A 26,097-nucleotide genomic window follows, 5' to 3' on the forward strand; every position below is an offset into this window, starting at 1 on the left:
CAGACGTGAGTGTCGACGCTCTGTGCCCCCAGAACCGGCATTCCACGAGGGGTTGGCATCCTGATGTCGAACGAGGCGAAGCTGCGCGAGTACCTCAAGCGCGCGATCGCGGATCTCCAGGAGACTCGCCAGCAGTTGGGCGAGACCGAGCAGAAGCAGCGCGAGCCCATCGCGATCGTCTCCATGGCCTGCCGCTTCCCCGGCGGCGTCCGCTCACCGGAAGAGCTGTGGGAACTGCTCCGGGGCGGCGTCGACGCCGTCTCCGCCCTGCCCGGCAACCGCGGTTGGGACCTCGACGGGCTCTACGACCCCGACCCCGCGCACCAGGGCACCAGTTACGCCCGCGAGGGCGCATTCCTGCACGACGCGGGCGAGTTCGACCCCGGCTTCTTCGGGATCTCCCCGCGCGAGGCCCTCGCCATGGACCCGCAGCAGCGCCTGCTGCTGGAGACCGCGTGGGAGTCCCTCGAACGGGCCGGCATCGACCCGGAGTCCCTCGCGGGCAGCCGCACCGGCGTCTTCGTCGGCACCGGCCACGCCGGCTACGACACGGCCGCCGGACAGCGGATCGACGAGGTCGGCGGCCACCTGCTCACCGGCAACTACATCAGCGTCGCCTCCGGCCGCATCTCCTACCTCCTCGGCCTCGAAGGCCCGGCCCTCACCGTGGACACGGCGTGCTCCTCCTCGCTCGTCGCCCTGCACCTGGCAGCGCAGTCGCTGCGGCGCGACGAGTGCTCCCTCGCCCTCGTGGGCGGCGCGACCGTGATGTCCACCCCGCAGCTGTTCCTGGAGTTCTCCCGCCAGCGCGGCCTGGCCCCTGACGGCCGCTGCAAGCCGTTCGCGGCCGCCGCCGACGGCACCGCCTGGGGCGAGGGCGTCGGAGTCGTGCTCGTCGAGCGGCTCTCCGACGCACTGCGCAACGGCCATCCCGTGCTCGCCGTGATGAAGGGCTCGTCCGTCAACCAGGACGGCGCCTCCAACGGTCTGACCGCCCCCAACGGACCGTCCCAGCAGCGCGTCATCCGCCAGGCGCTGGCCGACGCCGGGCTCGCCTCCGCCGACGTCGACGCCGTCGAGGCCCACGGCACCGGCACCACCCTCGGCGACCCCATCGAGGCCCAGGCCCTGCTCGCCACCTACGGGCAGAACCGCCCCGCCGACCGGCCGTTGCTGATCGGCTCCATGAAGTCCAACATCGGCCACACCCAGATGGCGTCCGGCATCGCCAGCGTCATCAAGATGGTCAAGGCGATGCAGCACGGAGAGCTGCCCGGCATCCTGCACCTGGACGCGCCCACCCCGCACGCCGACTGGAGCGAGGGCAACGCCCGGCTCCTCGCAGAGCTCGAACCCTGGCCCGCCGCCGACCGGGTGCGCCGCGCGGCCGTCTCCTCCTTCGGCATCAGCGGCACCAACGCCCACGTCGTCCTGGAACAGGCACCCCCGCACGAGGCAGAGCCGGCCCCCGCGCCGGCCGCCCGGCCCGGCGCCCTGCCCTGGATCCTGTCCGCGCGCACCACTGAGGCCCTGCAGGCCCAGGCCGCGCGGCTCGCCGGCCACGTCCGCGCCCGCGCCGGCCTCGAACCGGCCGACGTCGCCCGCTCCCTCGCGGCCACCAGGTCCCTCATGGAGCACCGCGCCGCCGTCGTCGCCGACGACCGGGACGCGTTCCTCGCGGGCCTGGACGCCCTCGCCGAAGGCCGCACCGCAGCCGGCCTCGTGACCGGCGCCGCCGCCAAGGCGTCCACCGCCTTCCTCTTCACCGGACAGGGCTCCCAGCGCCTCGGCATGGGACGCGAACTCCACGAGACCCACCCCGAGTTCGCCAAGGCCTTCGACGCGGCCTGCGCCGAGCTCGACCCCCACCTCGAACTCCCCGTCCGCGACGTCGTCTTCGCCGAGGAGGGCACCCCCGAGGCCGACTTGCTCGACCGGACCGTCTACACCCAGGCCGCGCTCTTCGCCTTCGAGACGGCCCTGTACCGGCTCGTCGAATCGTGGGGCGTGACACCGCAGTTCGTCGCCGGCCACTCCATCGGCGAGCTCGCCGCGGCCCACGTGGCCGGGGTCCTCTCCCTCCAGGACGCCGCACGGCTCGTCGCGGCACGCGGCACCCTCATGCAGGCGCTGCCCGAAGGCGGCGCCATGCTCGCCGTCGAGGCCACGGAGGAAGAGGTCCGCGCCGGCCTGGCCGAGCACGGCGGCGTCGCCGTCGCCGCGGTCAACGGCCCCCGCTCCACGGTCGTCTCGGGTGACGAGGACGCCGTCTCCCGCATCGCCGCCCACTGGGAGGAGCAGGGACGCCGCACCAAGCGGCTGCGGGTGAGCCACGCCTTCCACTCCCCGCACATGGACGGCATGCTGGAGGACTTCCGGCGCGTCGCCGAGGGCCTGGAGTTCCACGCCCCCCGCATCCCCGTGGTGTCCACCGTCACCGGCGAGACGGCCACCGGCGAGGAACTGTGCTCGCCCGAGTACTGGGTGCGGCAGGTCCGGGACACCGTCCGCTTCTGCGCAGGCGTGCGCACCCTTGAGGCCGAGGGCGTCACCACGTTCGTGGAGATCGGCCCCGGCAGCGTGCTCACCCCCATGGTCCACGACTCCCTGGCCGGCCCCGGACAGCCCGTCATCGTGAGCCTGTTGCGCACCGGCCGCCCCGAGACGCACACCCTCGCCGAGGGCATCGCGACCGCCTTCGTGCACGGTGCCGCCGTCGACCGGGCCGCCTGGCTGGGCACGCCCGGCGCCGCGCCCGTCGAGCTGCCGACCTACGCCTTCCAGCGCCAGTGGTACTGGCTGGAGCCCGCAGGGCCCGCCGGACCGGGTGCCGACGGACCGGCCGCCGTGGCCGGCGAATCCGGCTTCTGGGAGGCCGTCGAACGCGAGGACCTCGAAGGACTCTCGGCCGTCCTCGCCATCGACGGCAGCGACGCCGACTCGCTCGGCAGCCTCCTGCCCACCCTCTCGGCATGGCGCAGGAAGCGCAGGACCCAGGCCACCGCGGACAGCTGGAGCTACCGCACGCACTGGACCCCCCTCGCCGCCCCCAACACCCTGGTGACCAGCGGGAACTGGCTCGTCGTGCTCCCCGGGAGCGCCGCCGGCGACCCGTGGGTCACCCGGCTCCTCGACACCCTGCACGAACAGGGCCTGCGCACCGAGGAGTTCGTGCTGCCCGACGGCGACGAGACCGCCGTCACCCTCCCGCAGCCCGGCGCACCCGTCGACGGCGTCCTCTCCCTGCTGGCCCTCGACGAGCAACCGCACCCCCACCACCCCTCCGTACCGCGGGGCGTGGCCGCCACCGCGGCCCTGCTGCGCGCCCTGGAGGCCTCCGGCATCCAGGCCCCGCTGTGGTGCGCCACCCGCGGCGCCGTCGCCGTCGATGGGCGGGAGACGGTCACCAGCCCCGCCCAGGCCCAGGTGTGGGGCCTCGGACGGGTGGCCGCGCTGGAGTCCCCGCACAGCTGGGGCGGGCTCGTCGACCTCCCCGAGGACATCGACGCGCGGATCGCCGCCGGACTCCTGGGCACCCTCGCCGCACGGGAGGACCAGGTCGCCGTCCGCCCGGCCGGCCGCTTCGCCCGCCGCCTGGCCCGCATCGCCCCCGGCGGCGACACCGGAGCCGAATGGACCGCCCGCGGCACCGTCCTGGTCACCGGCGGCACCGGCGCGCTGGGCGCCCACGTCGCGCGCTGGCTCGCGGACGCCGGGGCCGAACACCTGGTGCTCACCGGCCGCCGTGGCCCCGACGCCCCCGGCGCCCGGGAACTCGCGGCCGAACTCACCGAACGCGGCACCCGCGTCACCGTCGCCGCCTGCGACGCCGCCGACCGCGATGCCCTGGCCGCCGTCCTCGCCGGCATCCCCGCCGACCTGCCGCTGACCGGCGTCGTGCACGCCGCCGGCGTCCTGGACGACGGCGTCCTGGACACCCTCACCCCCGAACGGTTCGGGACCGTTCTGCACCCCAAGGCCACCGCCGCACTGCACCTGCACGAACTCACCGCCGGCCTCGGCCTGGAGATGTTCGTGCTGTTCTCCTCGGTCACCGGCGTCCTGGGCAACGCCGGACAGGCCAACTACGCCGCCGCCAACGCCTTCCTGGACGCCCTCGCCGAACAGCGCCACCACCAGGGGCTGCCCGCCACCTCCGTGGCCTGGGGCCCCTGGGCCGACCACGGCATGGCCACCGGCGACCTGGCCGACCGGCTCAGCCGCGACGGACTGATCCCCATGGACGCCGCCCCGGCACTCGCCGCCCTCCGCCAGGCCCTGGCCCAGGGCGCGCCGAACGTGACGGTGGCCGACGTGGACTGGGCGGCATACGCCCCCGCCCTGACCGCCGTCCGCCCCAGCCCCCTCATCGGCGACCTGCCCGAGGCACGCCGCGCCCTCGACACCGGCGACGGCCCGCGCACGGCACGCTCCCCGCTGCGCGAGCGGCTCGGCGCCCTCCCGGCCGCCGAGCAGGAACGGGCCCTGCTGGACCTGGTCCGAGAGGAGGCCGCCAAGGCCCTCGGCCACAGCTCACCGGACACCGTCGACGCCCAACGCCCCTTCCACGCCCTGGGCTTCGACTCGATGATGGCGATCGACCTGCGCAACCGGCTGTCCGCCGCGACGGACCTGCTGCTGCCCGCCACCCTCCTGTTCGACCACCCCACGCCCACCGCGATCGCCGAGTACCTGTACGCCGAGATCCTGGGCACGGCCGCCACCGCGGCCGATGTGCAGCGGGCCGCCGCCGTCCTCGACGAACCGGTGGCCATCGTGGGCATGGCCTGCCGCTTCCCCGGCGGGGTGAGCTCGCCGGAGACCCTCTGGCAGCTGCTGGCCGACGGAGCCGACGGCATCGCCGACTTCCCCGGCGACCGCGGCTGGAACCTCGACCGCCTCTACCACCCCGACCCCGACCACCACGGCACCAGCTACGCCCGCACGGGCGGCTTCCTCGCCGACGCACCGGGCTTCGACGCGGACTTCTTCGGCATCTCGCCGCGCGAGGCCCTGGCCATGGACCCCCAGCAGCGGCTGCTGCTGGAGACCTCCTGGGAGGTCCTCGAACGGGCCGGCATCGCCCCCGGCTCCCTGCGCGGCAGCAGCACGGGCGTCTTCGCGGGCACCAACTCCCAGGACTACCGCACCGTCCTGGACGCCGCACAGGACGAGGTCGCCGGCCACGCGCTCATCGGCAACGCACTGAGCGTGGTCTCCGGCCGGGTGTCCTACACCTTCGGCTTCGAGGGACCCGCGGTGACGGTGGACACCGCATGCTCGTCGTCGCTGGTGGCCCTGCACATGGCCGTGCAGTCGCTGCGCTCGGGCGAGTGCTCGCTGGCGCTGGCCGGCGGCGTGACGGTGATGGCGACCCCGTCCTCCTTCGTGGAGTTCTCCCGCCAGCGCGGCCTGGCCCCCGACGGCCGCTGCAAGCCCTTCGCGGCGGGCGCGGACGGCACCGGCTGGAGCGAAGGCGTCGGCCTGCTGCTCGTGGAGCGGCTGTCGGACGCCCGCCGCAACGGCCACCAGGTCCTCGCGATCGTGCGCGGAACGGCCGTCAACCAGGACGGCGCCTCCAACGGCCTGTCCGCCCCCAACGGCCCCTCGCAGCAGCGCGTCATCCGCCAGGCCCTGGCCAACGCAGGCCTGTCGGCGTCCGACGTCGACGCCGTCGAGGCCCACGGCACGGGCACGGCACTGGGCGACCCCATCGAGGCCCAGGCCCTGCTGGCCACCTACGGCCAGGACCGCGACCCCGCGCGCCCGCTGCTGCTGGGCTCGGTGAAGTCCAACCTCGGGCACACCCAGGCCGCCGCCGGCGTGGCCGGCGTGATGAAGATGGTCCTGGCCATGCAGCACGGCGTGCTGCCCGAGAGCCTGCACGTCGACGAGCCCACCCCGCACGTCGACTGGACCGCGGGCGCGGTCGAACTGCTCACCGAGCGGACCGGCTGGCCCGAGGCGGGCCGGCCGCGCCGCTCCGCCGTGTCCGCCTTCGGCATCAGCGGCACCAACGCGCACGTCATCCTCGAACAGCCCGAGCCCACGGCACCCGAGGCCCCGGCCGCACCCGTGGACGGCACGCTGCCCCTCCTGCTGTCCGGCAGGAGCGCGAACGCCCTGAAGGACCAGGCGGCCCGGCTGCTGACCCGCCTCCAGGACGAGCCCGCACCACGGCTCGCCGACCTGGCGTACACGCTGGCGAGGCGCACGGCCTTCGGACACCGCGCGGTCGTCCCGGCCGACAGCCACGCCGCCGCGGTCCGCGCCCTGACCGCCCTGGCCGAGGGCGAGAGCGACACCTTCGCGGCCACGGGCACCGCCCACGAGGGCAAGGACGCCGTCCTCTTCACGGGCCAGGGTTCGCAGCGGCTGGGCATGGGCCGCGAACTGCACGCCCGTTACCCGGTGTTCGCGGAGGCCTTCGACGCGGTGTGCGCGGGTCTGGACGAGCACCTGGAGCGTCCGCTGCGGGACGTGGTCTGGGGCGAGGACGCCGAGCTGTTGAACCAGACCCTGTACGCGCAGACTTCGCTGTTCGCGATCGAGGTCGCCCTGTTCCGCCTGGCCGAGTCCTGGGGCATGCGCCCGCAGTACGTCGCCGGCCACTCGGTCGGCGAGATCGCAGCCGCACACGTTGCGGGCGTCTTCTCGCTGGCGGACGCGTGTGCGCTGGTGGCGGCGCGCGGCCGGCTGATGCAGGCCCTGCCCACGGGCGGCGCCATGGCGGCCCTGCAGGCCACCGAGGAAGAGGTGCTCCCGCACCTGACCGAAGGCGTCGCGATCGCGGCGGTCAACGGCCCGCAGTCGGTGGTGGTTTCCGGCACGGAGGCTGCCGTCGAGGCCGTGCGTGCACACTTCGAGAGCGAGAGAAGGAAGACGAACCGCCTGCGGGTCTCGCACGCCTTCCACTCGCCGCTGATGGAACCGATGCTCGACGACTTCCGCGCCGTGGTGGAAGGCCTGTCCTTCGCCGAGCCGGAACTCACCGTCGTCTCGAACGTGACCGGCAGCCCGGCCGCCCGGGACCTGCTGTGCACCCCCGACTACTGGGTGACCCACGTCCGCGAAGCCGTACGCTTCGCCGACGGCATACAGGCCCTGCACGCGGAAGGCGTCACGCGCTTCCTGGAGCTGGGTCCCGACGGCACGCTCTCGGCCATGGCCCGCGCCGCACTGCCGGAGGACGCGGACACCGTCCTCGTGCCCGCGCTGCGCAAGGACCGCCCCGAAGAGACGACACTGCTCGCCGCCCTGGGACAGCTGCACGTGCACGGCACCGCGTTCGACTGGGAAGGGTTCGTCGCCGGTACGGGCACGCACCTCGTGGACCTGCCGACGTACGCCTTCCAGCACGAGCGGTTCTGGCCGACCCCCGACCCCGCCGGCGCCGGGGACATCGGCGCCGCCGGCCTCGACGCGGCCGGACACCCGCTGCTGACCGCAGCCGTGGAACTCGCCGACAACGAAGGCCTGTTGTTCACCTCGCGGCTGTCCCTCCAGTCGCACCCGTGGCTGGCCGACCACGTCGTGATGGGCTCGGTCCTGCTGCCGGGCACGGCATTCGTCGAACTCGCCGTCCGCGCCGCCGACGAGGTGGGCTGCGACCGGATCGACGAACTGACCCTGGCCGCCCCGCTCGTCCTGCCCGAACACGGCGGCGTACAGCTCCAGCTGCGCGTCGGCCCCGCCGACGAGTCCGGCAACCGCACCCTCACCGCCCGCTCCCGCCCGGAGGGCGAGGGCGACCGACCGTGGGTCCGGCACGCCACCGGCATCCTCGCGACGGGCGACCGGCCGGCCGCTCCCGGCCACGACTTCCACGCCGAGGCCTGGCCGCCCGCCGACGCCGAACCCGTCGACCTGACGGGCGTCTACCCGGATCTGGCCGAGAGCGGCCTCGCCTACGGACCGCACTTCCAGGGCCTGCGGGCCGCCTGGCGCCGGGGCGACGAGGCGTTCGCCGAGGTCGCCCTGCCCGAAGCCGCCGAGGACGACGCGGCCGCGTACGGCCTGCACCCGGCGCTGCTGGACGCGGCCCTGCACGTCTGCGGCTTCAACGGAGCGGACCGCGGCGCCGTCCCCTTCTCCTGGGAAGGCGTCTCGCTGCACGCCTCCGGCGCCTCGGCCATCCGGGTCCGGGTCGTCCGGCACAGCGGGGACACCATGACCGTCGACGTCGCCGACACCACCGGCGAGCCGGTCGCCACCGTGGGGACCCTGGTCCTGCGGTCGGTCTCCGCCGAGCAGTTGGCGGGCGGCACGGGCCCGGCCGGGCGTGACTCCCTGTTCCGCCTGGAGTGGACGCCGGTACGCCTGCCGTCGGCCGGTGCAGCCGAGACCGTCGCGACGCTGGGCACCCTCACCGGCGCGCCGTTCGACACTCACCCGGATCTGGACTCCCTGGCCGGGGCCCGGCCGCTGCCGGGCGCGGTGCTGGTGCCCGTGGATGCCGACCGCGGCGAGGACACGGTGGAGTCCGTACACGGCACGGCTGCCTGGGCGTTGGGCCTGGTGCAGTCGTGGCTGGCGGACGAGCGGTTCGCGGATGCGCGCCTGGTGTTCGTGACGCGGGGTGCGGCCGACGGTACGGACCTTGCCGGTGCCGCCGTGTGGGGCCTGGTGCGCTCGGCGCAGACGGAGAACCCGGGCCGCTTCGGCCTGGTCGATCTGGACGGCGACGCCGATGTGAGCGTGCTGCCGCGAGCGCTGGCCACGGACGAGCCCCAACTGCTGGTTCGCGGCGGTGAGGTGCTGGCGGCACGGCTGGCTCGTACCCGGGGGCAGAAGGCCGTTGCCTGGAACGAGTCGGGCACGGTGCTGATCACCGGCGGTACGGGTGGCCTGGGCCGTATCGTGGCCCGGCACCTGGTGGCCGAGCACGGGGTGCGGAGCCTGCTGCTGGTCAGCCGCCGCGGCCCGGAGGCCGAGGGCGTCGAGGAGTTGGTGGCCGAGCTGGCCGAGCACGGTGCCGAGGCGGTCGTCGAGGCGTGTGATGTGACGGACGGTACGGCGGTGGCCGGGCTGGTCGCCCGGCACGCGATCACTGCCGTGGTGCACACGGCGGGTGTGCTCGACGACGGTGTCGTGGGTTCGCTGACGCCGGAGCGGCTTGCTGCGGTGCTGCGTCCGAAGGTGGACGCGGCCTGGAACCTGCACGAGGCCACCAAGGAGACGGACCTCGACGCGTTCGTGGTGTTCTCCTCCGTGGCGGGCACGGTGGGCAGCGCGGGCCAGGCCAACTACGCGGCCGGCAACGCCTTCCTGGACGCCCTGGCGCAGCAGCGCCGGGCACAGGGCCTCCCGGCGGTGTCGCTGGCGTGGGGCCCCTGGTCCCAGGACGGCGGTATGACCGGCACGCTCACCGACGCCGACCTCCAGCGCATCGCCCGCATGGGCATGCCCGAACTCACCCCCGCAGAAGGTGTCGCACTCTTCGACGCGGCGCTGGCCGCCGACGACGCGCGCGTTCTCCCCGTGCGCTTCGACCTGGCCGCGCTGCGCGAGCAGGGAGACGTCCCCGCGCTGCTGCGCGGACTGATCCGCACCCGCGCCCGACGCTCCGCGGTCGCCGGTTCGGCCGTGGCGGCGGGCCTGGTGGGACGCCTGACCGGGCTCGGGGCGGTCGAACGGCGCGAAGTGCTGCTCGACCTGGTCCGGGCCCAGATCGCGGTGGTCCTGGGCCACGCGAGCCCCGACGGCGTCGACCCGACCCGCGCGTTCCAGGAACTCGGCTTCGACTCCCTGACCGCGGTCGAACTGCGGAACCGGGTCAACAAGGCGACAGGGCTGCGCCTTTCGGCGACCGCCGTGTTCGACTACCCGACGGCGGGCGCGCTGGTCGACTTCCTGCTGGACGAACTGTTCGGCGCGGAGATCGAGACCGGCGAGACCCTGCCGGTACCGGTTTCGGTGTCCGCGGCGGACGACCCGGTGGTGATCGTCGGGATGAGCTGCCGCTACCCGGGCGGTGTGGCATCGCCGGAGGACCTGTGGCGGCTGGTGTCGGACGGTGTGGACGCGGTCTCGGACTTCCCGGCCGACCGCGGCTGGGACGTGGAGTCGCTCTACAACTCCGACCCCGACGTGCTCGGCACCTCGTACACCCGCAGCGGCGGATTCCTCCACGACGCGGGCGACTTCGACCCCGAGTTCTTCGGGATGAGCCCCCGCGAGGCCCTGGCGACGGACTCGCAGCAGCGCCTGCTCCTGGAGTCCACGTGGGAGGCGATCGAGCGGGCCGGTATCGACCCGGCCGCGCTGCGCGGCAGCCGTACCGGTGTCTTCGCCGGCGTCATGTACAACGACTACAGCGAGATCCTGGTCGGCGACCAGTTCGAGGGCTACCGGAGCAACGGCAGCGCGGCCAGCATCGCTTCGGGCCGGGTGTCGTACACCTTCGGCTTCGAGGGCCCGGCCGTGACGGTGGACACGGCGTGCTCCTCGTCGCTGGTCGCCCTGCACTGGGCGGCACAGGCGCTGCGCTCGGGCGAGTGCTCGCTGGCGCTGGCCGGTGGTGTGACGGTGATGTCGACGCCGACCACGTTCGTGGAGTTCTCGCGGCAGCGCGGGCTGTCGGCGGACGGTCGCTGCAAGGCGTTCTCGGATGCGGCCGACGGTGTCGGCTGGGGCGAGGGCGTCGGCATGCTGGTGCTGGAGCGCCTGTCGGACGCGCGCCGGAACGGGCACCGGGTGCTGGCCGTCGTACGCGGCAGTGCGGTCAACCAGGATGGCGCGTCGAACGGTCTGACGGCGCCGAACGGTCCGTCGCAGCAGCGGGTGATCCGGCAGGCGTTGGCCAGTGCCGGGCTCTCGGCTGCCGAGGTGGATGTCGTGGAGGCGCACGGCACGGGCACGACGTTGGGTGACCCCATCGAGGCCCAGGCGCTGTTGGCGACTTACGGTCAGGACCGGCCGGAGGACCGTCCGCTGCTGCTGGGCACGGTGAAGTCCAACATCGGCCACGCACAGGCCGCCTCGGGCGTCGCCGGTGTGATCAAGATGGTCCTGGCGATGCAGCACGGTGTCCTGCCGAAGACCCTGCACGTCGACACGCCCTCGACGCACGTCGACTGGAGCGCCGGCGCCGTCGAGCTCCTCGCCGAGCCGGCCGAGTGGCCGGTGTCCGGGCGCCGCCGTGCGGGTGTCTCGTCCTTCGGCGTGAGCGGGACGAACGCGCACGTGATCCTTGAGCAACCGGACCAGGAGCAGGTGTCTGCGGAGCCGGAAGCGGCTGCTGTCGACGGTCTGGTGCCGGTGCTGCTCTCCGGCCGGAACGAGAAGGCCCTGCGGGCCCAGGCCGCCCGCCTGCTCTCGCACGTCCAGGACGAGCCCGGACAGCGGCTCGCGGACGTCGGGTACTCGCTGGCGACGGGCCGTTCGGGGTTCCAGCACCGTGCGGTCGTCCTGGCCGCCGAGCGGGACGGTCTGCTCGGGTCCCTGTCGGCGCTGGCCGAGGGCCGGAGCGATGCGGGGATCGCGGCCGAGGGCCAGGCCGGTTCGGGCCGGCGGGCGTTCCTGTTCTCCGGTCAGGGTTCGCAGCAGCTGGGTATGGGTCGGGAACTCTACGCCCGTTACCCGGTGTTCGCGGAGGCCTTCGATGCGGTGTGCGCGGGTCTGGACGAGCACCTGGACGGTTCGCTGCGGGGTGTGGTCTGGGGTGAGGATGCGGAGCTGCTGAACCAGACCGTGTATGCCCAGGCGGCGCTGTTTGCGATCGAGGTCGCCCTGTTCCGCTTGGTGGCGTCGTGGGGTGTGCGTTCGGACTTCGTGGCGGGGCATTCCATTGGCGAGGTTGCGGCTGCGCATGTGGCCGGGGTGTTCTCGCTGGGTGATGCGTGTGCGTTGGTGGCGGCGCGTGGCCGGCTGATGCAGGCGCTGCCTGCGGGCGGCGCGATGGTCGCGGTCCAGGCGGCGGAGGAGGAAGTGCTGCCGCTGCTGGCCGAGGGCGTGGCGATTGCGGCGGTCAACGGTCCGCAGTCGGTGGTGGTTTCCGGCACGGAGGCTGCTGTCGAGTCGGTGCGGGCGCACTTCGAGGGTGAGGGAAGGAAGACGAGCCGCCTGCGGGTCTCGCATGCCTTCCACTCGCCGCTGATGGAACCGATGCTCGACGACTTCCGAGCTGTCGTGGAAGGCCTGTCGTTCGGTGCCCCGGTGGTGCCGGTCGTGTCGAACCTGACGGGCGAGCCGGCTGCCGGGGAACTGCTCTGCTCGGCCGATTACTGGGTGCGTCATGTCCGCGAGGCGGTCCGCTTCGCTGACGGGATACGTGCTCTGCGAGCGGAGGGCGTGACACGGTTCCTGGAACTCGGCCCGGACGGCGTCCTGTCGGCCATGGCCCGCGAGTCGGCGCCGGAAGAGGCCGTGTTCGCTCCCGTGCTGCGCAAGGACCGGCCGGAGGAGACGACCGTACTGAGCGCCCTGGCGCAACTGCACGTCCATGGCGTGACGGTGGACTGGGCGGCGGTCTTCGCGGGTTCCGGTGCTCGGCGGGTGGATCTGCCGACGTATGCGTTCCAGCATGAGCGGTTCTGGCCGTCGGGGTCCGTGGGTCGTGCGGGTGATGTGCGGTTCGCGGGTCTGGGCTCGGCGGAGCATCCGTTGCTGGGTGCTGCGGTGGAACTGGCAGGCTCTGGTGGGCTGTTGTTCACGGGCCGGTTGTCGACTGCGTCGCATGCGTGGCTGGCGGACCATGTGGTGCTGGATACGGTTCTGGTGCCGGGCACGGCGTTGGTCGAGCTGGTGCTGCGGGCGGCTGACGAGGTCGGCTGCGACGTACTCGAAGAGCTGACACTTGCTGCACCGCTTGTGCTTCCTGCTTCGGGTGCGGGTGTGCAGGTTCAGGTGTGGGTCGGCGAGGTCGACGACTCCGGTCACCGTGCAGTGGCGGTGCACTCGCGCGAAGGCGAAGAGCCGTGGACGCTGCACGCGAGCGGTGCCGTGACCGCGGGTGCGGAGCTGCCCGTGTTCGACACGTCGGTGTGGCCCCCGCAGGGCGCCGAGCCGGCTGATGCGGCGGGCTGCTACGAGCAGTTCGCGGCCGTCGGGTTCGCGTACGGTCCGACGTTCCAGGGCCTGGAGGCGGCCTGGAAGCTCGGCGAGGACATCTACGCCGAGGTCCGGCTGCCGGAGGGCACGGACGGTGCGGCCTACGGTCTGCACCCGGCGCTCTTCGATGCCGCACTGCACGCGGCGATACTGCGAGGGCTCGACGAGGCGGGTGTTCCGTTCTCGTGGAGCGGTGTGTCCCTGCACGCCACGGGTGCCTCGCACATCCGCGTCCGTATCCGCCCCGTCGACAGCGGCATCGCGCTCGCCATCGCCGACCCGGCCGGCGCGCTCGTGGCCTCGGTGGAATCGCTCGCCGTACGCCCCATCTCCGCCGACCAGTTGCAGACCGGCAACCGTGACTCGTTGTTCACGCTGGACTGGACTCCTGTCCCGCTCACGAACGGGAGCATCGACCTCGCCGCAGGCGCCGATGGTGAGCCGTTCCGGATCGGCGCGGACCTGGAGTCCCTGACCGGAGCCGACGTCCGCGAGGTCGTACTGGTCTCGCCGCCGGCCGGTTCCGATGGCGTGGTCGAGTCCGTGCACGCTGCTGCTGCCTGGGCGTTGGGCCTGGTGCAGTCGTGGCTGGCGGACGAGCGGTTCACGGATGCGCGCCTGGTGTTCGTGACGCGCGGCGCTGTCTCCGGTGACGACCTTGCCGGTGCCGCGGTGTGGGGTCTGGTCCGTTCCGCGCAGTCGGAGAGCCCGGGCCGGTTCGTCCTCGTGGACCTGGACGGTGACGCCGATGTGAGCGTGCTGCCGCGCGCGTTGGCCACGGACGAGCCGCAACTGCTGGTTCGTGGCGACGAGGTGCTGGCGGCGCGGCTGACACGTGCCGAGGCGCAGGAGCAGAAGGCTGTTGCCTGGAGTGAGTCAGGCACGGTTCTGATCACCGGCGGTACGGGTGGCCTGGGCCGTGTCATAGCCCGGCACTTGGTGGCGGAGCACGGGGTGCGGAGTGTGCTGCTGGTCAGCCGCCGCGGCCCGGCAGCCGAAGGCGCCGAGGAGTTGGTGGCAGAGCTGGCCGAGCACGGTGCCGAGGCGACCGTCGAGGCGTGCGATGTGACCGACGGCACCGCGGTGGCGGACCTCGTGGCGCGGCATGCCATCACCGCTGTCGTCCACACGGCCGGCGTCCTCGACGACGGCATCATCGGTTCGCTGACGCCGGAGCGGCTTGCTGCGGTGCTGCGTCCGAAGGTGGACGCGGCCTGGAACCTGCACGAGGCCACCAAGGACCTGGACCTCGACGCGTTCGTGGTCTTCTCGTCCGTGGCCGGCACCTTCGGCGGTGCAGGCCAGGCCAACTACGCAGCGGGCAACGTCTTCCTGGACGCCCTGGCGCACCATCGCCGGGCACAGGGCCTTCCGGCCGTGTCGCTGGCATGGGGTCCGTGGTCGCAGGACGGCGGCATGACCGGCACCCTCACGGATGCCGACCTCCAGCGCATCGCCCGTTCCGGGATGCCCCCGCTGTCCGTCGAGGAGGGCGTGGCCCTCTTCGACTCGGCCCTCGCCACCGGAGAGCCCATGGCTCTTCCCGTCCGCCTGGACCTGGCGGCCCTGCGCGCGCAGGGCGACTCCCTGCCGCTGCTGCGCGGCCTCATCCGGACACGTGCCCGGCGCTCGGCGGCTGCCGGCTCGGCCACCGCATCCGGGCTGGTGCAGCGCCTGGCCGGGCTGCCCGTGGAAGAGCGGCGTGCAGCACTGCTGGACCTGGTGCGCGAAGGGATCGCGGTGGTCCTGGGCCACGCCCTCCCGGACACGATCGATCCGTCGAAGGCCTTCCAGGACCTCGGCTTCGACTCCCTGACCGCGATCGAACTCCGCAACAAGCTGGGCAAGTCCACCGGTGTGCGGCTGCCGGCCACGGCCGTGTTCGACTACCCGACGGCCGACGCGCTGACGGAGCACCTCCACGACGAGCTGTTCGGCACGGACACCGAGGAACTGCTCCCCGTGTCCGCGCTTCCGTCCTTGGCGGACGACCCGGTCGTCATCGTCGGCATGAGCTGCCGCTTCCCCGGCGGCGTCAGCTCGCCGGAGGACCTGTGGCGGCTGGTGTCCGAGGGCGGCGACGCCGTCTCCGGCTTCCCGACCGACCGCGGCTGGGAGATCGACGACACCTACGACCCCGAGCGCGAGGGCGCCATCGCCACCCGCTCCGGCGGATTCCTGCACGATGCGGCGGAGTTCGACCCCGGCTTCTTCGGGATGAGCCCCCGGGAGGCACTGACCACCGACGCCCAGCAGCGACTGCTGCTGGAGACGTCCTGGGAGGCCCTGGAGCGCACGGGCATCGACCCGGCCGTTCTGCGCGGCAGTCGTACCGGCGTCTTCACGGGCGTCATGTACCACGACTACTCGCAACTCCTCACCGGGCGCGAGTTCGAGGGATACCAGGGGAGTGGCAGCGCGGGCAGTGTGGCTTCGGGCCGGGTGTCGTACACCTTCGGCTTCGAGGGACCCGCGGTGACGGTGGACACCGCGTGCTCCTCGTCGCTGGTGGCTCTGCACCTGGCGGCGCAGTCGCTGCGGTCCGGTGAGTGCTCGCTCGCGCTCGCGGGCGGTGTGACGGTGATGGCCACCCCGCTGACCTTCGTGGAGTTCTCCCGCCAGGGCGGGCTCTCCGAGGACGGCCGCTGCAAGGCGTTCGCCGAAGCCGCCGACGGCGTCGGCTGGTCCGAAGGCGCCGGCATCCTTGTGCTGGAGCGTCTGTCGGATGCGCGTCGGAACGGTCACCGGGTGCTGGCGACGGTTCGTGGTTCGGCCGTCAACCAGGACGGTGCTTCCAACGGCCTGACGGCGCCGAACGGTCCGTCGCAGCAGCGGGTGATCCGGCAGGCGCTGGCCAGCGCCGGGCTTTCGACGGCGGACGTGGACGCGGTGGAGGCGCACGGCACAGGTACGACGTTGGGTGACCCGATCGAGGCCCAGGCCTTGTTGGCCACCTACGGTCAGGACCGGCCGGAGGACCGTCCGCTGCTGCTGGGTTCGGTGAAGTCCAACATCGGCCACGCACAGGCCGCGGCGGGTGTCGCGGGTGTGATCAAGATGGTCATGGCCATGCACCACGGCGAGCTCCCGCGCACCCTCCACGTCGATGCGCCCTCGACACATGTCGACTGGAGCGTCGGCGCAGTGGAACTGCTGACGCAGGCCGAGACCTGGCCCGAGACGGGCCGGCCGCGGCGCGCGGGCGTCTCCGCCTTCGGTATCAGCGGGACGAACGCACACGTGATCCTGGAGCGGCCGGAGCCGGTGGCCGCGGAGCCCGAAGCGGCTGCTTTCGACGGCCTCGTGCCGGTGCTGCTCTCCGGCCGGAACGAAAAGGCCCTGCGGGCCCAGGCGGCACAGCTGCTGGCGCACCTCGAACGCGAGCCCGGACAGCGGCTCGTGGACGTCGCCTGCTCGCTGGCGACGGGCCGCGCCGGTTTCCAGCACCGCGCGGTTCTCCTGGCCTCCGGCCGCGACGTCCTGCTGCGCTCCCTCGCCGCGCTCGCCGAGGGCGGGAGCGACACGGACATCGTCGCGGTGGGCGAAGCCGGTTCGGGCCGGCGCGCGTTCCTGTTCTCCGGTCAGGGTTCGCAGCGGCTGGGCATGGGCCGCGAACTGCACGCCCGTTACCCGGTGTTCGCGGAGGCCTTCGATGCGGTGTGCGCGGGTCTGGACGAGCACCTGGACCGTCCGCTGCGGGACGTGGTCTGGGGCGAGGACGCCGAGCTGCTGAACCAGACCCTGTACGCGCAGACCTCGCTGTTCGCGATCGAGGTCGCCCTGTTCCGCCTGGTGGAATCGTGGGGCGCCCGCCCGGACCAGCTGCTGGGCCACTCGGTCGGCGAGATCGCGGCCGCGCACGTTGCGGGCGTCTTCTCGCTGGCGGACGCGTGTGCGCTGGTGGCCGCGCGCGGCCGGCTGATGCAGGCCCTGCCCACGGGCGGCGCCATGGCGGCGATCCGCGCGAGCGAGGAAGAGGTGCTGCCGCTGCTGGCCGAGGGCGTTGCGATTGCGGCGGTCAACGGTCCGCAGTCGGTGGTGGTTTCCGGCACGGAGGCCGCTGTCGAGTCGGTGCGGGCGCACTTCGAGGGTGAGGGAAGGAAGACGAGCCGGCTGAGGGTCTCGCATGCCTTCCACTCGCCGCTGATGGAACCGATGCTCGACGAATTCCGCGCCGTCGCCGCGAACGTGGCATACGGCACGCCGCGCATCCCGATCGTCTCGAACCTCACCGGCGAACCGGCCACCGCGGAACAACTCGGCTCCGCCGACTACTGGGTGCGCCATGTCCGTGAGGCCGTACGGTTCGCCGACGGCGTGAGCACGCTCCGCGAGCAGGGCGTGTCCGTGTTCCTGGAACTCGGCCCCGACGGAGCGCTCTCCGCACTCGCCGCGGAGTCCGCGCCGGACGAGGCCGCCTTCGCACCGGTCCTGCGGAAGGGACGTGCCGAGGAACCGACACTGCTCACGGCCCTGGCACAGCTGCACGTCCACGGTGTCCCCGTCGACTGGGCGGCATATTTCGCGGGCTCCGGGGCGCGGTGGGCGGATGTGCCGACGTACGCGTTCCAGCGCGAGCGGTTCTGGCCCCCGGCCACGGCGGCGCGGTCCGGTGACGTGCGGTCTGCGGGTCTGGGTTCGGCGGAGCATCCGTTGCTGGGTGCTGCGGTGGAACTGGCCGGTTCCGGCGGGCTGCTGTTCACGGGCCGCCTGTCGACCGCGTCGGCCGGATGGCTGGCGGACCATGTGGTGCTGGATACGGTCCTGGTGCCGGGCACGGCGCTGGTCGAGCTGGTGCTGCGGGCGGCTGACGAGGTCGGCTGCGATCTGCTCGAAGAGCTGACGTTGGCTGCACCGCTTGTGCTTCCTGCTTCGGGTGCGGGTGTGCAGGTTCAGGTGTGGGTCGGTGAACCCGATGAGTCGGGCCGCCGGTCGGTGGCGGTGCACTCGCGTGAGGGCGAGGAACCGTGGACCCTGCACGCCAGTGGTGCGCTGGCCACGGGTGCGGAACTGCCCGTGTTCGACACCTCGGTATGGCCTCCGGCGGGTGCCGAATCCATCGACACGGCAGGCTGCTACGAGCAGTTCGCCGATGCCGGGTTCGCGTACGGTCCGGCGTTCCAGGGCCTGGAGGCGGCCTGGAAGCTCGGCGAAGACGTTTACGCCGAGGTCCGGCTGCCGGAGGGCACGGACGGTGCGGCTTATGGTCTGCATCCGGCGCTCTTCGACGCCGCACTGCACGCGCCGATGCTGAGCGGATCCGACGGGACCGGTGTTCCGTTCTCGTGGAACGGCGTGTCCCTGCACGCCTCCGGGGCCTCGCAGCTGCGGGTCCGGCTCCGGCCTGCCGGCGACGGCACGTCGATCGCCATGGCCGACGCCGCCGGCGCGCCCGTGGCCTCGGTGGAGTCGCTGACCGTACGGCCGATCTCCGCCGAGCAGTTGCAGACCGGCGAGCGTGACTCGCTCTTCATACTCGACTGGGTGCGCGTCCCGCTCCAGGACGAAAGTGTCGTCCTTGCCGCGGGCGCGGACGGCGAGCCCTTCCGGACGTATGCGGAACTGGAGACCCTGACCGGGGAGGACGTCCCCGAGGCCGTCCTCGTCGCACCCGGCGCCGGCACCGGCGACACGGTGGAGTCCGTACACGGCACGGCTGCCTGGGCGTTGGGCCTGGTGCAGTCGTGGCTGGCGGACGAGCGGTTCGCGGATGCGCGCCTGGTGTTCGTGACGCGCGGCGCTGTTTCCGGCGACGACCTCGCCGCCGCGGCGGTGTGGGGCCTGGTGCGCTCGGCGCAGTCGGAGAACCCGGGCCGATTCGCTCTGGTCGACCTCGACGGTGACACGGACACGGCGGTGCTGTCGCAGGCCCTGGCCTCCGACGAGCCGCAACTCCTGCTCCGCGAAGGCCAGGTCCTCGTTCCCCGCCTTGTCCGCAGGGAGTCCTCGACGGCGGCGGAGGTCGCCTGGGGCACGTCGGGCACGGTTCTGATCACCGGTGGTACGGGTGGTCTGGGACGCGCGGTGGCTCGGCACCTGGTGGCGGAGCACGGGGTGCGGAGTGTGCTGCTGGTCAGCCGTCGCGGCCCGGCAGCCGAGGGTGCCGAGGAGTTGGTGGCCGAGCTGGCCGAGCAGGGCGCCGAGGCGGTCGTCGAGGCGTGTGATGTGACGGACAGTGCGGCGGTGGCCGGGCTGGTCGCCCGGCACCAGGTCGGTGCTGTGGTGCACACGGCTGGTGTCCTTGACGACGGTGTCGTGGGTTCGCTGACGCCGGAGCGGCTTGCTGCGGTGCTGCGTCCGAAGGTGGACGCGGCCTGGCATCTGCACGAGGCCACCAAGGACTCGGACCTCGACGCGTTCGTGGTGTTCTCCTCCGTGGCGGGCACGTTGGGCAGTGCGGGCCAGGCCAACTATGCGGCCGGCAACGCCTTCCTGGACGCCCTGGCCCACCGCCGGCACGCCCAAGGTCTCCCGGCGGCATCGCTCGCCTGGGGCCCGTGGGCGCAGGACAGCGGCATGACCGGCACCTTGACCGACGCCGACGTCGAACGGATGGCCCGCTCCGGTATGCCGCCTCTCTCGGCGGAGCAGGGACTGGCCCTCTTCGACGCCGCCCTGCGCGGGGCGGAGACTCCGGCGGTCCTCCCCGTGCGCCTGGACCTCGCGGCGCTCCGCGCGCAGGGCGAGCCCCTGCCGCTGCTGCGCGGCCTGGTCCGCACCCGTACGCGCCGGACCGGCGCAGCCGCGGTGTCCGGACTGGTGCAGCGACTGACCGGCCTGTCCCGTGAGGCAAGGCGCGAGCAGCTGCTCGGCGTCGTGCGCGGAGAGATCGCCATGGTCCTCGGGCACACCGGGACCGAGGAGGTCGACTCCTCGCGGGCCTTCCGCGACCTCGGTTTCGACTCCCTGACCGGGGTCGAACTCCGCAACCGGCTGGGCACGGTGACCGGTCTGCGACTGCCGGCGACGGTGGTCTTCGACTACCCGACGGCAGACGTGCTGGTCGGCTTCCTGCTGGACGAATTGTTCGGCGCGGAGACGGAGAAGGAGACCGGTGAGGCCCTGCCGGTGCCGGTTGCGATGTCTGCGGCGGACGATCCGGTGGTGATCGTCGGGATGAGCTGCCGCTACCCCGGTGGCGTGACCTCGCCGGAGGACCTGTGGCGGCTGGTGTCGGACGGTGTGGACGCGGTCACGGACTTCCCGGCCGACCGTGGCTGGGACGTGGAGTCGCTCTACCACCCCGACCCCGAGCACACGGGGACCAGCTACACCCGTGCAGGCGCGTTCCTCCAGGAAGCGGCACAGTTCGACCCCGGCTTCTTCGGGATGAGCCCCCGGGAGGCGCTCGCGACGGACTCGCAGCAGCGCCTGCTGCTGGAGACCACGTGGGAGGCGATCGAGCGGGCCGGCATCGACCCGGTCACGCTGCACGGCAGCCGTACCGGCGTCTTCGCCGGCGTCATGTACAACGACTACATCAACCTTCTGACCGGGCCCGACTTCGAGGGACACCAGGGCAACGGCAGCGCGGGCAGTGTGGCGTCGGGCCGGGTGTCGTACACCTTCGGCTTCGAGGGTCCGGCCGTGACGGTGGACACGGCGTGCTCGTCGTCGCTGGTGGCTCTGCACCTGGCGGCGCAGTCGCTGCGGTCCGGTGAGTGCTCGCTGGCGCTCGCGGGCGGTGTGACGGTGATGTCGACGCCCAGGACGTTCGTGGAGTTCTCGCGGCAGCGCGGACTCTCCCCGGACGGACGCTGCAGGGCGTTCTCGGACGCGGCCGACGGTGTCGGCTGGGGCGAGGGTGTCGGCATGCTGGTGCTGGAGCGTCTGTCGGATGCGCGTCGGAACGGTCACCGGGTGCTGGCGACGGTTCGTGGTTCGGCCGTCAACCAGGATGGTGCGTCGAATGGTCTGACGGCGCCGAATGGTCCGTCGCAGCAGCGGGTGATCCGGCAGGCGTTGGCCAGTGCCGGGCTCTCGACGGCGGATGTGGACGCGGTGGAGGCGCACGGCACGGGTACGACGTTGGGCGACCCCATCGAGGCTCAGGCGCTCTTGGCCACTTATGGTCAGGACCGGCCGGGGGACCGGCCGCTGCTGCTGGGTTCGGTGAAGTCCAACATCGGTCACACGCAGGCCGCGGCGGGTGTCGCGGGTGTGATCAAGATGGTCATGGCCATGCACCACGGCGAGCTCCCGCGCACCCTCCACGTCGACGCACCGTCGTCGCGCGTGGACTGGTCGGCCGGTGCCGTCGAACTGCTCACGGAGCGGACCGCCTGGCCCGAGGGCGACGGCCCGCGGCGCGCGGGTGTCTCGTCCTTCGGTATCAGCGGAACGAACGCGCACGTCATCCTGGAGCGTCCCGAGCCCGAACCGCAGCGGCCCGCCGACGCGTCGGAACCTGCGGAGACCTCCGGGGAGCTCGTACCGCTGGTGGTGTCCGGCAAGTCCGCGAACGCGCTGCGCGCCCAGGCGGCCAGGCTGCTGTCCCACATCGACCGCATGCCCGACGCGAGGGCCACGGACGTGGCGTACTCGTCCACCGTGGGCCGGTCGCGCTTCGCTCACCGCGCGGTGGTGTGGGGCGCTGACCGGGATGCCCTGGAGCGGGGCCTCAAGGCGCTCGCGACGGGCGAGGCCGGCACGGGCGTGGCCGAAGGCGTGGCCCGACCGGGGAAGTCGGCGTTCCTGTTCTCCGGTCAGGGTTCGCAGCGGCTGGGTATGGGCCGTGAGTTGTACGGCCGTTACCCGGTGTTTGCTGAGGCCTTCGATGCGGTGTGCGCGGGTCTGGACGAGCACTTGGATGGTTCGCTGCGGGGTGTGGTCTGGGGTGAGGATGCGGAGCTGTTGAACCAGACCGTGTATGCCCAGGCGGCGTTGTTCGCGATCGAGGTCGCTCTGTTCCGGCTGGTGGCGTCGTGGGGTGTGCGTTCGGACTTCGTGGCGGGGCATTCCATCGGCGAGGTTGCGGCTGCGCATGTGGCCGGGGTGTTCTCGCTGGGTGATGCGTGTGCGTTGGTGGCGGCGCGTGGCCGGCTGATGCAGGCGCTGCCTGCGGGTGGCGCGATGGTGGCTGTGCAGGCCACCGAGGAAGAGGTGCTGCCGCTGCTGGCCGAGGGCGTGGCGATTGCGGCGGTCAACGGTCCGCAGTCGGTGGTGGTTTCCGGCACGGAGGCTGCGGTCGAGGCGGTGCGGGCGCACTTCGAGGGTGAGGGGAGGAAGACGAGTCGCCTGCGGGTCTCGCACGCCTTCCACTCGCCGCTGATGGAACCGATGCTCGACGACTTCCGCGCCGTGGTGGCCCGGCTGTCGTTCGGCAAGGCGACGGTTCCGGTGGTCTCCAACCTGACCGGTGCACTGGCCAGTGGGGAGCAGCTGGGCTCCGCCGACTACTGGGTGCGTCATGTCCGCGAGGCGGTCCGCTTCGCGGACGGGGTGCGTACCCTGCGAGCCGAAGGCGTGTCCCTGTTCCTGGAACTCGGCCCGGACGGCGTGCTGTCGGCCATGGCCCAGGAATCGCTGCCCGAGGGAGCCGCTCTTGTCCCCGTCCTGCGCAGGAACAGGGACGAGGAATCGGCGGTCGTGAGTGCCCTGGCGCAGCTGTACGTCCGGGGTACGAGCGTCGACTGGGCACCGTTCTTCGCCGGTTCCGACGTCCGGCGGGTGGATCTGCCGACGTATGCGTTCCAGCATGAGCGGTTCTGGCCGTCGGGGTCCGTGGGTCGTGCGGGTGATGTGCGGTTCGCGGGTCTGGGCTCGGCGGAGCACCCGATGCTGGGTGCTGCGGTGGAACTGGCAGGCTCTGGTGGGCTGTTGTTCACGGGCCGGCTGTCGAACGCGTCGCACGCGTGGCTGACGGACCATGCGGTGCTGGATACGGTCCTGGTGCCGGGCACGGCGCTGGTCGAGCTCGTACTGCGGGCGGCTGACGAGGTCGGCTGCGATGTACTCGAAGAGCTGACGTTGGCTGCACCGCTTGTGCTTCCTGCCTCGGGAGCCGGTGTGCAGGTTCAGGTGTGGGTCGGCGAGATCGACGACTCCGGTCGTCGGTCCGTGGCGGTGCACTCGCGCGAAGGCGAAGAGCCGTGGACCCTGCACGCGAGCGGCGCGGTGACCACGGGTGCGGAACCGTCGGCATTCGACACATCGGTGTGGCCCCCGCAGGATGCCGAATCCATCGATACGGCAGGCTGCTACGAGCAGTTCGCAGCCGCCGGGTTCGCGTACGGTCCGACGTTCCAAGGCCTGCAAGCGGCATGGAAGTCCGGCGAGGACATCTACGCCGAGGTCCGGCTGCCGGAAGGCACGGACGGTTCCGCCTACGGTCTGCACCCTGCGCTCTTCGACGCCGCATTGCACGCGTCGATGTTGGGCGGGTCCGACGAGACCGGTGTTCCGTTCTCGTGGAACGGCGTGTCCCTGCACGCCTCCGGGGCCTCGCACATCCGCGTCCGTATCCGCCCCGTCGACGGCGGCATAGCGCTCGCCATCGCCGACACCGCCGGCGCGCCGGTGGCTACGGTGGAGTCGCTGACGGTACGCACGCTGTCTGCCGAACAGTTGCGGACCAGGGACCGGGACTCCCTCTTCACGCTGGACTGGGCGCCCGTCCCGCTCACCGATGAGACGGTCGCTCTTGGCACCTACGCGGAGTTGGAGTCACTGACCGGTGCAGATGTCCCCGAGGCCGTACTGGTCGAGTACTCGACCGAGGACACCGGCACGGTGGAGTCCGTGCACGCTGCTGCTGCCTGGGCGTTGGGCCTGGTGCAGTCGTGGCTGGCGGACGAGCGGTTCGCGGATGCGCGCCTGGTGTTCGTGACGCGGGGTGCCGTCTCCGGTGACGATCTCGCCGCCGCGGCGGTGTGGGGTCTGGTCCGTTCCGCGCAGTTGGAGAGCCCGGGCCGGTTCGTCCTGGTGGACCTCGACGACGAGGCCGAGGCGGAGGAAGTGCTGCCCCGCGCGCTCGCTTGCGACGAGCCGCAACTGCTGGTTCGTGGTGACGAGGTGCTGGCGGCGCGGCTGGTGCGGGCGCAGGAGCAGGATGCTGTTGCCTGGAGTGAGTCGGGCACGGTTCTGATCACCGGTGGTACGGGTGGTCTGGGTCGTGTGATGGCCCGGCACTTGGTGGCGGAGCACGGGGTGCGGAGCGTGCTGCTGGTCAGCCGCCGTGGCCTGGAGGCCGAGGGTGCCGAGGAGTTGGTGGCCGAGCTGGCGGAACACGGTGCCGAGGCGACCGTCGAAGCGTGCGACGTGACCAACAGCGCGGCCGTGGCCGGGCTGGTCGCGCGGCATGCCATCACCGCCGTCGTCCACACGGCAGGCGTCCTCGACGACGGCGTGGTCGGTTCGCTGACACCGGAGCGGCTTGCTGCGGTGCTGCGTCCGAAGGTGGACGCGGCCTGGAACCTGCACGAGGCCACCAAGGATCTGGATCTCGACGCGTTCGTGGTGTTCTCGTCCGTGGCGGGCACCTTCGGCAGTGCGGGCCAGGCCAACTACGCAGCAGGCAACGCCTTCCTGGATGCCCTGGCCGCCCACCGGCACGCTCAGGGTCTCCCGGCGGCATCGCTCGCCTGGGGCCCGTGGGCCCAGGACAGCGGCATGACGGGCACCCTCACGGATACCGACGTCCAGCGGATGGCACGTTCCGGTATGCCCCCGCTCTCCGCGGAGGAGGGCACGGCCCTCTTCGACGCCGCGCTCGGCACCGACGAACCGGCTGTCCTCCCTGTCCGTCTCGACCTCGCAGCGCTGCGGGCCCAGGGCGAGCCCCTGCCCCTGCTGCGCAGCCTGATCCGTACGCAGGTGCGGCGCACGGCTGTGGCCGGTACGGACAGCGGGGCGGCGGAGGGGCTGGCGCAGCGCCTGGCCGGCCTGTCCGCGGACGAGGGGCGCGAGGCCGTGCTCGACGTCGTACGCGGCCAGGTCGCGCTCGTGCTCGGGCATGACGGAGCCGACGGGATCACCCCGGACCGGGCGTTCCAGGACCTCGGCTTCGACTCGCTGACTTCGGTCGAACTCCGCAACCGGCTCAGCACCCTCACGGGCGTGCGGCTGCCGGCGACCCTGCTCTTCGACTACCCGACCCCCGGCGAGCTCGTCGGCCACCTCCACGGGCTGATCGCCCCCGAGGCGCCGTCCGGACCGGACCTGCTCCTGGGCGAACTGGAGAAGCTGGAGAAGGCGTTCGGCGGACTCGAGATCACCGAGGAACTCCACGAGCAGATCGCGGGCCGTCTCGAAGTGCTCAGGGCGAAGTGGGGTGCCCTGCGGGACACCACCGGCACCGGAGCCGACGGCGAGAACTCCTCGGACGAGGAGGACTTCGACTTCGATTCCGCCTCCGACGAAGAGGTCTTCGACCTCCTCGACAACGAGCTCGGCCTGTCCTGACCCCGCCGCCGGCCCGCACCGGGTGACCCCCGGTGCGGGCCGGCCCGTGGCCCATGACGTCGGCCACGCACCGACAGCGGAAACCCCGAATTTCCGGAAGCAGAATCGAGGGTTTCCGCTGTCGGAGGCAGTGTTCCGGATCCTGGGCCGCGGCTACCGCCCAAACCACCTCGATGCTACTTGTACCAGTAGAGAACTCCCCGGTGGTGGGAGCAGGTTCCGCTGAAGCGTGCGCTGTACGAGTACGTCTTGTCCTTGCACTGGGCGGTGGCTCCCCGGGGATGGCGACTGTTGGCCTTGCACACACCGGTGGTGTGGCGCGCGCAGGTTGCTGCTTGGGCTGTTGTTGCAGCGATGGTCGAGGTCAGCAGCAGCCCGGCCGTGCCAAGGCCGGCCGTTGCGATGCGTATTCCGGTGAGCATGACGGTCTCCCTGTGAACGTGGTTCGAGGGGAGTGAGCATGACGCGCCGTTCTTGCCGAACTGGTCTGATCGCACTGCCGGTTACCAGGCTGACATGCATGAGACCGCAGTGTGATCGAGTGTGCGAATCAAAGCAGGGCTTGGCCGATTTCTCCGAACGCCTTTGCTGTGGATCTTCCCGATCTGCGGAGAGGGGAAGCCGACGAGCCGACGCAGGAGAGCG

At 72.3% G+C, this 26,097-nt stretch carries 2 protein-coding genes; one reads left to right on the forward strand and one right to left on the reverse strand.

The features are described 5' to 3' along the window. Window positions 1-63: 63 nt before the first annotated feature. Window positions 64-25,452, forward strand: coding sequence for a type I polyketide synthase (locus ACWD4B_RS23980; protein ID WP_451422671.1), 25,389 nt, complete (start codon window positions 64-66; stop codon window positions 25,450-25,452). A gap of 176 nt (window positions 25,453-25,628) precedes the next feature. Here ACWD4B_RS23980 and ACWD4B_RS23985 read toward each other — a convergent pair whose 3' ends face one another. Next, the gene (locus ACWD4B_RS23985) at window positions 25,629-25,874 is read right to left on the reverse strand and encodes a DUF3761 domain-containing protein (RefSeq protein ID WP_390779360.1); all 246 of its coding nucleotides are present in this window, start codon (window positions 25,872-25,874) and stop codon (window positions 25,629-25,631) included. Window positions 25,875-26,097: the final 223 nt, after the last annotated feature.

Source organism: Streptomyces sp. NPDC002536 (assembly GCF_053594995.1).

What these genes read in the sequence shown, in the direction of transcription:
- ACWD4B_RS23980 (WP_451422671.1), top strand. Translation starts at nt 64, where the DNA reads ATGTCGAACGAGGCGAAGCTGCGCGAGTACCTCAAGCGCGCGATCGCG.
- ACWD4B_RS23985 (WP_390779360.1), bottom strand. Translation starts at nt 25,874, where the DNA reads ATGCTCACCGGAATACGCATCGCAACGGCCGGCCTTGGCACGGCCGGG.